Origin of the sequence: Herbaspirillum huttiense (assembly GCF_047300815.1) — a bacterium.
GTDB lineage: Bacteria > Pseudomonadota > Gammaproteobacteria > Burkholderiales > Burkholderiaceae_D > Herbaspirillum > Herbaspirillum huttiense_A.
Genome location: NZ_CP178608.1, coordinates 3,609,293 through 3,623,689 on the forward strand (window position 1 = coordinate 3,609,293; position 14,397 = coordinate 3,623,689).

The 14,397-nt window shown below is 63.1% G+C and carries 16 protein-coding genes; 5 read left to right on the plus strand and 11 right to left on the minus strand.

Features of this window, described 5'->3' with window-relative positions; translation table 11 throughout:
• The first annotated feature begins 270 nt into the window (after positions 1–270).
• Positions 271–732, plus strand: a complete 462-nt coding sequence (locus ACLRDN_RS16560) for a rhodanese-like domain-containing protein (RefSeq protein WP_413457173.1) — start codon at positions 271–273, stop codon at positions 730–732.
• Positions 733–750: 18 nt separating this feature from the next.
• On the opposite strand, the gene ACLRDN_RS16565 is transcribed toward ACLRDN_RS16560, so the two are convergent.
• Positions 751–1,479, minus strand: coding sequence for a response regulator (locus ACLRDN_RS16565; protein WP_413457174.1), 729 nt, complete (start codon positions 1,477–1,479; stop codon positions 751–753).
• Complete coding sequence (locus ACLRDN_RS16570; protein ID WP_413457175.1) at positions 1,480–2,205, minus strand: response regulator transcription factor; 726 nt, start codon at positions 2,203–2,205, stop codon at positions 1,480–1,482.
• 373 nt (positions 2,206–2,578) lie between these two features.
• Between ACLRDN_RS16570 and ACLRDN_RS16575 the strand changes: the two genes are divergently transcribed.
• Both ACLRDN_RS16575 and ACLRDN_RS16580 read left to right on the plus strand, forming a co-directional pair.
• On the plus strand, positions 2,579–4,120 hold the full coding sequence (locus ACLRDN_RS16575) for a DUF1800 domain-containing protein (protein WP_413457176.1): 1,542 nt from the start codon (positions 2,579–2,581) through the stop codon (positions 4,118–4,120).
• Between the two features lie 19 nt (positions 4,121–4,139).
• Positions 4,140–5,459 carry a DUF1501 domain-containing protein gene (locus tag ACLRDN_RS16580; RefSeq protein WP_413457177.1) on the plus strand — a complete coding sequence of 440 codons (1,320 nt, stop codon included), beginning with the start codon at positions 4,140–4,142 and terminating at the stop codon, positions 5,457–5,459.
• An 86-nt stretch (positions 5,460–5,545) separates the two neighbouring features.
• Here the strand turns inward: ACLRDN_RS16580 and iscX are convergent, their stop codons facing one another.
• The 9 genes from iscX to iscR all read right to left on the minus strand — a co-directional run bounded on the left by iscX (position 5,546) and on the right by iscR (position 12,053).
• On the minus strand, positions 5,546–5,740 hold the full coding sequence (gene iscX, locus ACLRDN_RS16585) for a Fe-S cluster assembly protein IscX (RefSeq protein ID WP_034331339.1): 195 nt from the start codon (positions 5,738–5,740) through the stop codon (positions 5,546–5,548).
• Between the two features lie 45 nt (positions 5,741–5,785).
• Positions 5,786–6,124: an ISC system 2Fe-2S type ferredoxin gene (gene fdx / locus ACLRDN_RS16590; protein ID WP_413457178.1), complete on the minus strand. Its 339-nt coding sequence runs from the start codon at positions 6,122–6,124 to the stop codon at positions 5,786–5,788.
• A 54-nt stretch (positions 6,125–6,178) separates the two neighbouring features.
• Entirely contained in the window at positions 6,179–8,044 is a 1,866-nt protein-coding gene (gene hscA, locus ACLRDN_RS16595) for a Fe-S protein assembly chaperone HscA (protein WP_413457179.1), read from the minus strand.
• A 45-nt stretch (positions 8,045–8,089) separates the two neighbouring features.
• Positions 8,090–8,716, minus strand: coding sequence for a LysE family translocator (locus ACLRDN_RS16600; protein ID WP_413457180.1), 627 nt, complete (start codon positions 8,714–8,716; stop codon positions 8,090–8,092).
• Between the two features lie 13 nt (positions 8,717–8,729).
• Entirely contained in the window at positions 8,730–9,245 is a 516-nt protein-coding gene (gene hscB / locus ACLRDN_RS16605) for a Fe-S protein assembly co-chaperone HscB (RefSeq protein WP_252695244.1), read from the minus strand.
• A 184-nt stretch (positions 9,246–9,429) separates the two neighbouring features.
• A complete protein-coding gene (gene iscA / locus ACLRDN_RS16610; RefSeq protein ID WP_006712826.1) occupies positions 9,430–9,753 on the minus strand; it encodes an iron-sulfur cluster assembly protein IscA in 324 nt (107 codons plus the stop codon).
• 54 nt (positions 9,754–9,807) lie between these two features.
• A complete protein-coding gene (gene iscU / locus ACLRDN_RS16615) occupies positions 9,808–10,206 on the minus strand; it encodes a Fe-S cluster assembly scaffold IscU (RefSeq protein ID WP_413457181.1) in 399 nt (132 codons plus the stop codon).
• Between the two features lie 81 nt (positions 10,207–10,287).
• The gene (locus ACLRDN_RS16620) at positions 10,288–11,541 is read right to left on the minus strand and encodes an IscS subfamily cysteine desulfurase (protein WP_039784865.1); all 1,254 of its coding nucleotides are present in this window, start codon (positions 11,539–11,541) and stop codon (positions 10,288–10,290) included.
• A gap of 17 nt (positions 11,542–11,558) precedes the next feature.
• The gene (gene iscR, locus ACLRDN_RS16625) at positions 11,559–12,053 is read right to left on the minus strand and encodes a Fe-S cluster assembly transcriptional regulator IscR (RefSeq protein ID WP_413457182.1); all 495 of its coding nucleotides are present in this window, start codon (positions 12,051–12,053) and stop codon (positions 11,559–11,561) included.
• A gap of 338 nt (positions 12,054–12,391) precedes the next feature.
• Between iscR and ACLRDN_RS16630 the strand changes: the two genes are divergently transcribed.
• Entirely contained in the window at positions 12,392–13,159 is a 768-nt protein-coding gene (locus tag ACLRDN_RS16630; protein ID WP_413457183.1) for a FadR/GntR family transcriptional regulator, read from the plus strand.
• 266 nt (positions 13,160–13,425) lie between these two features.
• Positions 13,426–14,346, plus strand: a complete 921-nt coding sequence (gene kdgD, locus ACLRDN_RS16635; protein WP_088757000.1) for a 5-dehydro-4-deoxyglucarate dehydratase — start codon at positions 13,426–13,428, stop codon at positions 14,344–14,346.
• Positions 14,347–14,397 lie beyond the last annotated feature (51 nt).

Consider the following 14,397-nt stretch of genomic DNA (forward strand, 5'->3'; position numbering starts at 1 on the left):
TTATTTTAGTGCGTTTTCATCAAAACGCACCGTATAAATGCATATTTGCAGGATCGAATATGAATTGCACCATTTACGTGCATGCGCCGTGTTGGGGCAGTCGCCTGAAGAGCTTCCGGGCATGCACCAGCTTGGGAAAATTGCCTAACTGTTTATATTGTTTAAAATCATCTGCCTTGGGGCGCGTTGACGCAATTGCGCTTCATGGGCTTTCACCGGAATTCCTGCGCTTGCCTGTTCGCGCTTCTTTTTTCTCAAGAGACTTTTCCCATGAGCAACGATTCGATTCTCAGCACTGCCACCCGACGTGCCACCGACGGCCAGCTCCCCTACGCCGGTGCCGTGACCCCGCAGGAAGCCCTGGCCCTGTTGCAGTCCGATCCTGCCGTGAAGCTGGTGGATGTGCGCACCCGCGCCGAGCGCGACTGGGTGGGCGTGGTCCAGATCCCGGCGGCGCAGCACCTGGCCGTGCAATGGAATCTCTACCCCGAGGGCAAGCCCAATCCGCACTTCCTGGAGCAACTGCAGGAAGTGGCTCAGCCCGGTGAAGTGCTGCTGTTCCTGTGCCGCTCGGGCGTGCGTTCCAAGCATGCCGCCAAGCTGGCGACCGAAAACGGCTATACGCGTTGCTTCGACATCCTCGAAGGGTTCGAAGGCAACAAGGACGCCAACGGCCATCGCAAGACCATCGAAGGCTGGTGCAAGGCCGGCCTGCCCTGGCTGGGCGCCTGAGGCAACGGTTTGCCCCGCTCAGGCCTGCAGGCTGCGCGCCTGCAAGGCACTGGCCAGCGACTGCAGCAGCAGGCCGATGGCTTCTTGGCCGTCGGCGTCGGCGCGCAGCGCTTCTTCCACGCAATCGAGCAAGGCCACGATCTCCAGCCGTCCCATGGTCAGGGCAGCGCCCTTCATGCGGTGCGCCAGCTGCGCCATGCGCACGCTGTCGGCCGTCAGGCTGGCCTGTTCCAGGGCCTGCAGGTCGGTCAGGGTGGTCTGCAGGAAGAGCCGGTCCAGGTCGCGGCTGTGCTCCTCTTCGGCCGTGGCGGCGTCGCCTTCATCCTCGCTCTCGTGATCGCACCACAGCGCCAGCAGGCGGCGGATGGCCTGGGTCTGCAAGGGCTTGCCCAGCATCCCGTCCATGCCGCTGTCCAGGCAACGCTGCACGTGCTGGGCATCGGTTTCGCCGGAGATGCCGATCAAGGGCGTGTAGGGACGCCGGGGATCCTGCTGCTCCATGCGCCGGACCTGGCGCGCAACCTCCTGGCCCGGCATGTCGGGCAGGAAGCAATCGAGCAGGACCAGCCCATAGGACCGGGCCTGGATCGCTGCCAGCGCGGTGGTGCCATCGGCCATGCAGTCGACCTGGCAGCCCAGCCGCTGCAGACGGTTCTGGATGGCATGGCGGATGGTGGCCGAATCATCGACCAGCAGCACGCCGGGCGCGTGCGGCTGGGTGAGGGCGCTTTGCGTCGGGTGCGGCATTTACAGCTCCTTGATCTGGTATTCGATCTTGAACAATTCGTTGTCGCTGCGTACGCCCAGCTTGCGGAAGGCCGATTGCTTCTGTCCGCTGATGGTCTTGACGCTGCGGGCGAATTTTTCGGCGATCTCGGTGACCGACATGCCGTCCAGGCAGCAGCGCAGGACTTCGCGTTCTCGCGGCGAGAGGCTGGGCATATCCGAGAGCGAATCGGAGGACACCGGCGCGCTGCGCGGGCGGCGCGGCTGCGGGCGGGCCACCGGCTGGCTGCGCGCGGCCGCCTCGGCAGCCTGCATGATGGCCAGTTCGCGGGCCATGGCGGTGTTGAGATATTCACGTCCGCGTGTCACGGTGCGAATGGCCTGGATCAGTTCGGCCAGCTCCTGCGACTTGCCCACGAAACCGCGTGCACCCGCCTTCATCGCCATGGATACGGTGGCCGGGCTGCTGTGGGCCGAGGTCACCAGGATCTTGCTGCGCGGGAAGCGTACCCGCAGCGCACGGATCAGGTTCAGTCCATCGATGTCGTTGCTGCCCAGTGAATAATCGATGAGCAGCAAATCGGCGGGAGAGGCACGCAGGGCTGCCATGAGCTCCTTGCTGGTGGCGAAGGCGCCGATGACGGCAAAGTCCGGTTCTTCCGCCAGGCGCTTGGCCAGGCCATAGCGCACCACGGCGTGGTCATCCAGCAAGGCGATGCGCGTCGCCGATGCCAAGGTCCATGTCATGCCCCCTCCCCTCGATTTCTGATGTGATGAAGCTGCTGCAGTGCGTAATCCAGCATGCAGGATGCGCACGCTGGCAAAGGCGCTATTGTGGTCGAGTGCCGCCGAAGAGCGCATAAGAATCGTCTGAAAAACCGCGACAAATCGCAGTGTTTCACACTTTACAGCGCTTGCCGGAAGCTGACGACCGCGTCAGCTTTGTAACACCCTGTATGAAGGTTCAAGCTTGCTGCGCTACAGTGGCGCCGGTGTGCCCGGCACAGCGCATTACACTTTATTACAGCCCGCCAGCAGGCCCTTGCCCATACTGGCCTGGCGCCGTTTTCAGGCGATCCACGCCAACCCTCCACTTTTTATGATCTCGCGAGGCAGCTCGATGCAAGCGACACTCAAGCGTCTCTCCCGGCCATCTGCGGTACTGTTGATGCTGGCCGTACTGGCCTGTACCTTGGGGCAGGTGCAAGCGGCCACCCCGATGGGCAACAACATCCCGCTGTCGGAGCAGGAGCGTGCCCTGCACGTGCTGAACCGCCTGGCCTATGGTCCACGCCCGGGCGAGCTGGAACAGGTCGAGCGCATGGGCGCCAAGCGCTACATCGACCAGCAGCTGCATCCCGAGCGCATCCCCCTGCCCGATGACCTGCAGGCGCGCCTGGCAGCCTTGCCGGGGCTGCAGATGACGCCGGCACAATTGTTCGTCGACTATGGTCCGCCGTCCTTCGACCGCAGCGCCAGCAAGGAGGAGCAGCAGGCCGCCCGCCAGCGTGCGCCGCGCGAACTGAGCCCGCAATTCCACATGGCGCGCCTGCTGCAGGCTACCGAGAGTCCGCGCCAGCTGGAAGAAGTCATGACCGAATTCTGGGCCAATCACTTCAACGTCTTCGAAGGCAAGGAGTGGGTGCGCTACTGGGTAGGCGACTATGAAAAGAACGCCATCCGTCCCTATGCCTTGGGCAACTTCCGCGATCTGCTGGGGGCGGTGGCGCATCATCCGGCGATGCTCTACTACCTCGACAACTGGCTCTCCAGCGGCGCCGGCACGCCGGGTGCGCGCGGGCGCTTCAAGGGCCTGAACGAAAACTACGCACGCGAGCTGATGGAGCTGCATACGCTGGGCGTGGATGGCGGTTACCAGCAAGCCGACGTGATCACGCTGGCCCGCATCCTCTCCGGCTGGACCATTGATCTGGAGGCGATGAAGACGGGTGCCGCGCCCTTCCGCTTCGTCGCCCAACGTCACGACAACAATCCCAAGGTGTTCCTTGGAAAACCGCTGCAGGCCAGCGGCTACCAGGAAGGCGAGGCAGCGCTGGACATCCTGGCCAATCATCCTTCTACCGCGCGCTTCGTCTCGACGCAGCTGGTGGAATACTTCGTCTCGGACCAGCCCGATCCGGCGCTGGTGAACAAGCTGTCGCAACAATTCCTGGCTACCCATGGCGATATCCGGGCCGTGTTGCAGACCCTGTTCGACAGCCCGCAATTCTGGGCCCGCAGCAATTACCAGACGCAGTTCAAGACACCGTACCAGTTCGTGGTCTCGGCCCTGCGCGCGGGCGATATTCCGGTGCGCAATGCCAAGCCGGTCAATGGCGAACTGGGGCAATTCGGCATGCCACTGTATGGCTGGCTCACGCCCGAGGGCTACAAGTATTCAGAGGCGGCCTGGCTCAATCCTGGGGCGCTGCTGCGGCGAATCAACCTGGCTGGCAACCTGGCCAGCGGCAAGTCGCCGATCGCCCGCGTGGAAGGCGCGCCTGCGCCCTCCAATACGGAGGCTCCGCCGCTGGACGCAGCGGCCTTGCTGCGCACCCTCGGCCCGGCCATCACGCCGGCCACCGCCGCACAGATCAATGCCGCACCTGAGAACCAGCGCGCCGGCCTGATCCTGGGCAGTCCCGATTTCATGAAACGCTAACCCCCTTGCCGAGGCTTGCATGAACCGCCGCCATTTCCTCCGTTATCTGGGCGCTGCCGGCAGCGGCGCCATCCTGGTGCCGATCGGCCTGTCCGGCTGTGCCGTCGTGCCGACCGGTGACCAGACCATCAGCCGCGCCAGCCACACGTCCGGCAAGGTGGCCTACGGCTCCCCTGCACCACGCGCGCATGCCCAAGGGGACGGTGCGCCGCGCATGGTGGTGGTGTTCCTGCGCGGGGCCGTCGATGGCCTCAACGTGGTGGTGCCGCATGGCGATGCGCTGTATTACCAGGCGCGTCCGACCATTGCCGTGGCGCGACCAGGCCAGGCCAATGGCGCACTGGACCTGACCGGTTACTTCGGTCTGCATCCGGCGCTGCAGCCGCTGATGCCGTACTGGGAAAGCGGCCAGCTGGCCTTCGTGCATGCCTCCGGTTCGCCCGACGGCTCGCGCTCGCACTTCGAGGCGCAGGACTATATGGAAACGGGTACCCCCGGCCAGCACAGCACGCGCGATGGCTGGCTCAACCGGGTGATGGATTACCTGCCGCCGGCCGAGTCGCCGCTGCAGGCCATCAACGTCGGCAGCGCCACGCCACGCATCCTGAGCGGCCACAACGTGGCGGCCAACCTGCAGACCGGGCGCGATGCCACGCGCCCGAGCATGATCGACCAGCCGCGCTGGAGCCAGGTCTTCGATCCGCTGTATGGCGGTGACGATGCGCTGGGCAAGGCCTATCGCGATGGCATGGCCGCTCGCAAGCAGCTCATGGCCGAGATCAACAGCCAGGAGCAGCAGATGGCCAACAACGGCGCGCCGCTGCCCAATGGCCTGTCCATGGATACGGCACGCTTGGGCCGGTTGATGCGGCATGATCCGCGCATCCGCCTGGCCTTCCTGGCCGTGGGAGGCTGGGATACGCACATCGCACAAGGCAACGGCACCGGCCAGCTGGCCGGGCGGCTCTCGCCGCTGGCCACCGGCCTGGCTACGCTGGCGCGTGAACTGGGGCCGGCCTTCAATGACACGGTGATCGTGGTGATGTCCGAATTCGGCCGCACCTTCAAGGAGAATGGCAACGGCGGCACGGATCATGGCCACGGCAATGCGATGTGGCTGATGGGGGGCAATCTGCGCGGCGGCAAGATTTATGGACAGTGGCCGGGGCTGAATCAGACGGCCTTGAACGAAGGGCGCGATCTGGCGATCACGACCGATTTTCGCGCGGTCTTGTGTGCGCTGTCAGAGCGGCATATGCGCATCCCGGATCAGGCATTGGAGAAAATTTTTCCACAATATGCTGCGGGTGCAAGACGGATTCCTGATCTCTTCATCTGATATTTTGGAGAGATTGCAGATACGTCAAACGTAAAAAAAACCGCATCGAATCGATGCGGCTTTCGCTTTTACAGCAGCTGTCCGAATCACTCCGCCTCGGCAATCCAAGCCGCCTGAATGGCTTCCAGAATGCGCTCGCCAGAGCGATTGGGATCATCCTCAAATCCCTCCAGCTCCATCACCCACCGATGCAGGTCGGTAAAGCGAATGGTCTTGGGATCGACCTCGGGAAACTTGTCGTAGAGTTCCTCGGCGATCTGCTGGGTATCAGTCCATTTCATGTCAGTCTCCCCGGTGCCACGGCACCGAACGTGAAGCCCGGACGATCAGTGATTTTCCGAGGCGTGGTTGATGGTGTACTTGGGGATTTCGACGGTCAGGTCGTCTTCGCCCAGCACCACCTGGCAAGACAGGCGGGACGTCGCTTCCAGGCCCCAGGCCATGTCCAGCAGGTCTTCTTCCTTGTCGGTCGGATCATCCAGCGTCTCGAAGCCTTCGCGGATGAGGACGTGGCAGGTGGTACAGGCGCAGGACTTTTCGCAGGCGTGCTCGATGTCGATGTCGCTGTCCAGCAGCGCATCGCACAGGGTCTTGCCGGCGGGGGCATCGATCACCGAGCCTTCAGGGCAAAGGACCGGATGGGGGAGGATGACGATCTGGGGCATGGTGGCTCTCGTGTCTTGTCTATCGTGTCTACAGTGTGCGGGTGACGCAATCGCTTACGCGACTTCGTCCAGTTTCTTGCCGGCCAGCGCGGCGTGGACGCTGCGGTCCATGCGCCGTGCAGCGAATTCTTCGGTGCCATGCGCGAGTGCATCGACCGCTGCCTTGATGGCGAGGTGATCCGTACCTTGCGCGGCGGCCGTCACGGCCTCGATCTGCGCTTCGATGGCCACGCGCTCGTCTTCCGACAGCAGCGCGGCATCGGCCTGCAAGGCCGAGCGGGTGGCCAGGACGATGCGCTCGGCTTCGACCTGTTCTTCGCGCAGGGCGCGGCGTTGCATGTCTTCATCGGCCGAGCTGAAGGATTCCTGCAGCATGCGGGCAATCTCATCGTCACCCAGGCCATACGAGGGCTTGACGGTGATGGAGGCTTCCACGCCCGAGGTCATCTCGCGCGCCGACACCGCCAGCAAGCCATCGGCATCGACCTGGTAGGTCACGCGGATGCGCGCCGCACCGGCGGCCATCGGCGGGATGCCGCGCAGTTCGAAACGGGCCAGTGAACGGCAGTCGGCCACCAGCTCACGCTCGCCCTGCACCACGTGGATCGCCATGGCGGTCTGGCCATCCTTGAAGGTGGTGAATTCCTGGGCACGGGCACAGGGGATGGTGGAGTTGCGCGGGATGACCTTCTCGGCCAGGCCGCCCATGGTCTCGATGCCCAGCGACAGCGGAATCACGTCCAGCAGCAACCAGTCGTCACCCGGCGCACGGTTGCCGGCCAGCAGGTTGGCCTGCACGGCCGCACCCAGCGCCACCACCTTGTCGGGGTCGATGTTGGACAGCGGATTGGTCTTGAAGAACTCGCCTACCGCACGGCGGATGTGCGGCATGCGGGTAGCACCGCCGACCAGCACCACGCCATCCACATCCTCCACGGTCAGGCTGGCATCGCGCAGGGCCTTGCGTACCGGCGCCATGGTCTTGGCGACCAGGTGCTGGGTGATCTCGTTGAATTGTGCGGCCGTAATCGACAGGTGCACTTCTTCGCCGGACTTGAGCACGGCATCGATCTGCACTTCATCCTTGGTGGAAAGCAGCTCCTTGACCTCGCGCGCCTTGACCATCAAGAGGCGCGTGTCTTCATCCGACAGCGGCTGCAGTTGCGCCTCATGGCTGATCCAGCAGAACAGGCGATGATCGAAATCATCCCCGCCCAAGGCCGAGTCGCCACCCGTGGACAGCACTTCGAAAACGCCGCGCGTGAGCTTGAGGATGGAAATATCGAAGGTACCGCCACCCAGGTCATAGACCGCGAAGATGCCTTCGGAGGCATTGTCCAGCCCGTAGGCAATGGCCGCTGCCGTCGGTTCGTTGAGCAGGCGCAGGACATTGAGACCGGCCAGTTGCGCCGCGTCCTTGGTGGCCTGGCGCTGGGCATCATCGAAATAGGCGGGCACGGTGATGACGGCACCCACCAGGTCGTCGCCCAGGGCATCTTCAGCGGTCTGGCGCAGCGTGGCCAGGATCTGGGCTGAGACTTCCACCGGGCTCTTCACGCCGGCCACGGTCTTGATCTGCACCATGCCGGGCTGGTCCTGGAAGTCATAGGGCATGTTCTCGGCGTGGGCGATGTCCTTGAGGCCACGGCCCATGAAACGTTTGACCGAGACGATGGTATTGCGCGGATCAATGGTCTGCGCGGCCTGGGCCTTGTAGCCGATGTTGGCATGGCCGTTGGGCAGGTAGCGCACGATCGAGGGCAGCAGCACGCGGCCGTCATCATCGGCCAGGACTTCGGGAATGCTGTTGCGTACGGTCGCCACCAGCGAATTGGTGGTGCCCAGGTCGATGCCGACGGCCAGACGACGCTGGTGTGGCGCAGTGGACATGCCCGGTTCGGAAATCTGCAGTAAAGCCATAAGGTGTGGACTCGTCGTGGAGCGTTGGGGCGAAGTGACTCGCCGTTATTCGGGTAAGGCCATCCGGATGCCCAGGCCGATGAAGGCACAGCCTGCCAGGCGATTCAGATGGACGGAAGCGCAAGCGCGACGGCGGAAGAGCGCACCGACCGCGCCGGAAAAGAGCGCGATGGCGCTGAAGATCGCGAAGGCCTGAACAATGAACACCAGCGCCAGAATCAGCATCTGCAGGGCTTCATGGCCAGCCTCGCGCTGCACGAACTGCGGCAGGAAGGCGATGAAGAACAGCGTCACCTTCGGGTTGAGCATATTGGCCAGCACGCTCTGCCAGTAGATGCGGCGCAGCGGGACCGCAGCAGCGCCCTGCCCGTCTGCCGACAGCGCGATGCCGCTGGAAGCCGAGCGCAACGTGCGCACGCCGAGATAAGCCAGATAGGCTGCACCCGCATATTGCAGCGCGTGGTAGGCCGGCGGATAAGCCTTGATGAGGGCGGCAAAGCCCAGCACGGCCAGCAGGGTATGGAAGATCAGTCCCGAACAGAACCCGGCAGCAGCCACCAGCCCGGCCTTGCGCCCTTGGGCGATGCCGCGCGTGAGCACGTAGATGTTGTCCGGACCCGGTGCCAGGGTCAGCGTCATCGCGGCCAGCAGGAACAGGAACAGATCGGGCATCGTGCGTCTCCGGTCAGCCTTCGATCAGGGCGAAGGCATCGCCGATCTCGGCCCCGAACTTGTCGAGGAACATCAGCTGGCGCACCAGCTTGCCGGCAGCGGCATAGTCGCCCGCATCCAGCAGCGCTTCGATGCGTGCGATCTCGGCTTTCTTCTCAGTCAGCAGTTCGGTATTGAGCTGTTCCAGGGCGTCGATGTCCTTGCCGGCCTTGGCGTCGTCAAGCGTCTCGCGCCATTCCATCTGCTGCATCAGGAAGGCCGGGGCCATGGCGGTGTTGGATTCGGTCTGCAGGTCCACGCCGTGCAGTTCGCACAGGTAGCGGGCGCGCTTCAAGGGATTCTTCAGGGTCTGGTAGGCCTCGTTGGCCCGTGTGGCCCACTGCATGGCCACGCGCTTTTCGGCATCGCTGGCGTGCGCGAACTTGTCCGGATGCGCCTGGCCCTGCACGCTGTGGAAAGCCTGCTCCAGCGCCTTCTGGTCGATGGCGAAGCGTTGCGGCAGCTGGAACAGGTCGAAGTGGTTTTGCATGGCTGAAAAATAAAAAGCCTGTCGGACTGCAACAGGCTTGGCACATCAGGGACGGCGGACGGCGACCAGGTCGGCCCCGCAGGGAGCGATCACGAGGCGGTCACGCTATCACGGTCCGGCTAAGCGCTGGCCGCCGGCACCACAAGCGGGTGCGACGGCATCGACAAGAACGTGAAAATGCAGGTCAGATGCGGAAGCTTTCGCCGCAGCCGCACTCATCCTTGACGTTGGGATTCTGGAACTTGAATCCTTCGTTCAGTCCTTCCCGGGCGAAGTCCAGCTCGGTGCCATCGATGTAGGGCAAGCTCTTGGGATCGACGAAGACGCGCACGCCATGCGACTCGAAGACGGTGTCTTCGGACGATTGTTCATCCACATACTCCAGCTTGTAGGCCAGGCCGGAGCAGCCGGTGGTGCGCACACCCAGGCGCAGGCCGATGCCCTTGCCACGGCGCTCCATGTAGCGGCTGATGTGTTTTGCTGCCTTCTCTGTCAACGTGATTGCCATGATGCTTGCCTTACGAAATCGAAAACGGCCTTGCTGTCCTGCCCGTCAAGCCGCTCAGGCGGCTTGCTGCTGTTCGCCGTGCTTGGCCTTGTAGTCCTGCACGGCGGCCTTGATGGCGTCTTCGGCCAGGATGGAGCAGTGGATCTTCACCGGCGGCAGGGCCAGTTCTTCGGCGATCTGGGTGTTCTTGATGGACAGGGCTTCGTCCAGGGTCTTGCCCTTGACCCATTCGGTCACCAGCGAGGACGAAGCGATGGCCGAACCGCAACCGTAGGTCTTGAACTTGGCATCCTGGATGACGCCGTCAGCGCCGACCTTGATCTGCAGCTTCATCACGTCGCCGCAGGCCGGTGCGCCGACCATGCCGGTGCCCACGCTGTCATCGCCCTTTTCGAAGGCGCCGACGTTGCGGGGGTTTTCATAGTGGTCGAGTACTTTTTCGGAATAAGACATGTTCTTTGCTCCCTAGATGATGGTTTCGGCCATCGCCCCTGCCCTGCTACGGCTGCTGGCGATGGCTGGCAGAATCCTGGTTTAGTGGGCCGCCCACTGGATGGTGGACAGGTCCACGCCGTCCTTGTACATGTCCCACAGCGGGGACAGCTCGCGCAGCTTGCCGACCTTGCTCTTGATCAGCTCGATGGTGAAATCGATGTCTTCTTCGGTGGTGAAGCGGCCGATGGTGAAGCGGATCGAGCTGTGCGCCAGTTCGTCGCTGCGACCCAGGGCGCGCAGCACATAAGACGGCTCCAGGCTGGCCGAGGTGCAGGCCGAACCGGACGAAACGGCGATGTCCTTGATGGCCATGATCAGCGATTCACCTTCCACGTAGTTGAAGCTCACGTTCAGGTTGTGCGGCACGCGGTGATCCATGTCGCCGTTGATGTAGGTCTCTTCAATCTCTTGCAGGCCCTTGGCCAGGCGGTCGCGCAGGGCGCGGATGTGCGCCAGTTCGCTGTCCATTTCTTCACGCGCCAGGCGGAACGCTTCGCCCATGCCCACGATCTGGTGCGTAGCCAGGGTGCCCGAACGCAGGCCGCGCTCGTGGCCACCGCCGTGCATCTGCGCTTCGATGCGCACGCGCGGCTTGCGGCGCACATACAGCGCACCGATACCCTTGGGGCCGTAGCTCTTGTGAGCCGAGAAGCTCATCAGGTCGACCTTCCAGTTTTCCAGGTCGATCTTGACCTTGCCGGTGGCCTGGGCAGCGTCGCTGTGGAAGATGATGCCCTTGGAGCGGCAGAACTCGCCGATTTCCGGCACCGGCTGGATCACGCCGATTTCATTGTTCACCAGCATGACCGACACCAGAATGGTATCCGGACGCACGGCGGCAGCGATCTGCTCGACGGTGACCAGGCCATTGTCCTGGGGCTGCAGGTAGGTGGCTTCGAAGCCCACGCGTTCCAGCTCGCGGAAGGTATCCAGCACCGCCTTGTGCTCGGTCTTGACGGTGATGATGTGCTTGCCCTTGGACTTGTAGAACTGCGCCGCACCCTTGATGGCCAGGTTGTTGCTCTCGGTGGCGCCGGAGGTCCAGATGATCTCGCGCGAATCCGCGTTGACCAGCTTGGCCACTTCTTCACGCGCCTCTTCCACGGCCTTTTCAGCGGTCCAGCCGTACATGTGGCTGCGCGAAGCGGGGTTGCCGAACTGCTCGCGCAGGTAGGGGATCATCTTGTCGGCCACGCGCGGATCGACCGGGGTGGTCGCCGAGTAGTCCATGTAGATCGGGAAGTGCGGAGCCTTGATGGTCTCCAGCAGGCTTTTTTCCAGGGGTGCGTTCATAAGGTCCTTGCTCCAAATCAGGCTGCGGCTTGCGGGCGGTGCATCACCACCACGCTTTGCGATTCGGCGGCACGGTGTTCGGCCGCCTTGGGTTCTTTTTGCTGGTCCACCAGATCCTGGAGAGATACCGAATCCAGGTACTCGACCATCTTTTCGTTCAGGGTGGACCACAGCTCATGCGTCATGCAGCGTGCGCCGCCCGGATGCGCCGCGCTGTGGCAATTTTCCTTGCCACCGCACTGGGTTGCATCCAGGGGTTCGTCCACCGCGATGATGATGTCGGCGACCGACACGTCGGCCGCCTTGCGGGCGAGATTGTAACCACCGCCGGGCCCCCTCACGGACTCGACGATCTGGTGACGCCGCAACTTGCCGAACAACTGCTCCAGATATGATAAAGAAATTTCCTGGCGCTCGCTGATGGCCGACAGCGTGACGGGGCCCTTGCCCTGGCGCAACGCCAGGTCAATCATCGCAGTCACGGCAAAACGGCCTTTGGTGGTAAGACGCATGAAGTTCGCTCCAGAAACAAATGCACCGGCCGGGCCGGTTACCCTGAATTCCCGAATATTTGAGTCAAGTATAGCAAACCCGAGTAATTCTGTCAGGTACCCTGCCTTTTCCTTCATATCGACCAAAACCCGGCCTGGCGCAAGCCGTCGTCAAATTCACCTGAAACTTGTCTGACCTCTTGCGCAAAGTGCGCTACTCTCACGGCTACGGCTGGTCCTGGCGTCGTGGCGGCTTATCGATCTGGTAAGATGGCGCGACTATGTTCACCCCGCCTGATGCGGACCGATCACAACCATTCACAATCCGGTCTGCCAGCGCTCCCGAGAAATAAAACGATATGGATGTAAGCGATACCCCCAACCCGCTGCTGCGCCCGCGCCGCAAGCCTCAGAGCCTGTCGCAGGAAGTGGTGGCGGCGCTGACCGCAATGATCGGCAACGGCAGCCTCAAGCCGGGCGACAAGCTGCCCACCGAGTCCGAGATCATGCAGACCCAGGGCGTCTCGCGCACCGTGGTGCGCGAAGCCATCTCGCGCCTGCAGGCGGCCGGACTGGTGGAAACGCGGCACGGCATCGGTACCTTCGTGCTGGAGGTGAAGAAGGGTTCCAACATCAACATCGACCCGGCCACCATCACCACCATGCGCGACCTGCTGGCGCTGCTGGAACTGCGCATCAGCCTGGAGACCGAAACGGCCGGCCTGGCCGCATCGCGCCGCAGCGATGCCCAGCTGCAGGAGATCCGCGAGGCGCTGGACCTGTTCCACGCCAACCAGAAAAGCGGCGGCGACACCGTGGGCCCGGACTTCCGTTTCCACTTCGCCATCGCCAATGCCACCGGCAACCGTTATTTCATCGAGATCATCAGCCATCTCGGCATGGGCGTGATCCCGCGCAAGCGCATCAATACCGCCGAGCTGGCGCATGACCAGCAGGCCAGCTATCTGGAGCGGGTGCAGCGCGAGCACGAAGACATCTATGAAGCGATCGCGCGCGGCGATACCGAAGCGGCGCGCGCGGCCATGCGCAATCACCTCACCAACAGCCGCGAACGCCTGCGCCGCGCGCAGCAGGAAGCTGAATCGGGCACGGCCGGCAACGCCTGATCGCTCGCAAGTCCGGCCGTTCCGTGCTGCGCGGATCGGCCGCTTCTGTTGCCCTCCTCTTCTGCAAGCACGCCATCACCGGCGATCCCGTCGACCCGGAATTCTTCCCCGCCCCCCTGCGCAAACCATCAGAACAAATTGCTGGCTTTATGAAATCTTATGTTGTACGATGACTGATATCCTAATTGGATAAAAGAAGATCAGAGACAACATTCATTCCATTTGCCTCGTTTTCCAACCCATTCCTAACGGCGTCGAGCGAAACCATGTCCCAGTACACACCCCAAGACCTCAAACAGATCCTCTCTTCCGGCCTGCTGTCGTTCCCGCTGACGGACTTCGACGAGCAGGGCGACTTCCGCCCCAAGACCTACATCGAACGTCTGGAATGGCTGGCGCCCTATGGCGCGAGCGCGCTGTTTGCCGCTGGTGGCACGGGCGAGTTCTTCTCGCTGGTTCCAGGTGAATATTCGGACATCATCCGCACCGCCGTCGACACCTGCCGTGGCAAGGTGCCCATCATCGCCGGTGCCGGCGGCTCCACCCGCGCGGCCATCGCCTACGCCCAGGAAGCTGAGCGCCTGGGTGCCCACGGCATCCTGCTGATGCCCCACTACCTGACCGAAGCCAGCCAGGACGGCATCGCCGCCCACGTCGAAGCGGTCTGCAAGTCGGTCAATTTCGGCGTGATCATCTACAACCGTGCGGTCTGCAAGCTCAATGCCGAGACCCTGCAACGCCTGGCTGACCGCTGCCCCAACCTGATCGGTTTCAAGGACGGCATCGGCGAGATCGAACCGATGGTGCATATCCGCCGCAAGCTGGGTGACCGTTTCACCTACCTGGGCGGCCTGCCGACCGCGGAAGTCTATGCTGCGGCCTACAAGGCGCTGGGCGTGCCGGTGTACTCTTCGGCGGTCTTCAACTTCATTCCCAAGACTGCCGTCGAGTTCTACCAGGCCATCGCCAAGGAAGACCACGACACCGTGGGCAAGCTGATCGATGACTTCTTCCTGCCCTACCTGGCCATCCGCAATCGCAAGGCAGGTTATGCGGTCTCCATTGTCAAGGCCGGTGCCAAGATCGTCGGCCACGATGCCGGCCCGGTGCGCACGCCCCTGACCGACTGCACGCCGGAAGAGCACGAAGAACTGGCTGCACTGATCAAGAAGCTGGGTCCGCAGTAAAGACCGTCTGATCTGATCGGCAGGAAAAGAGGGAGGGGGCCGCAGGAAACT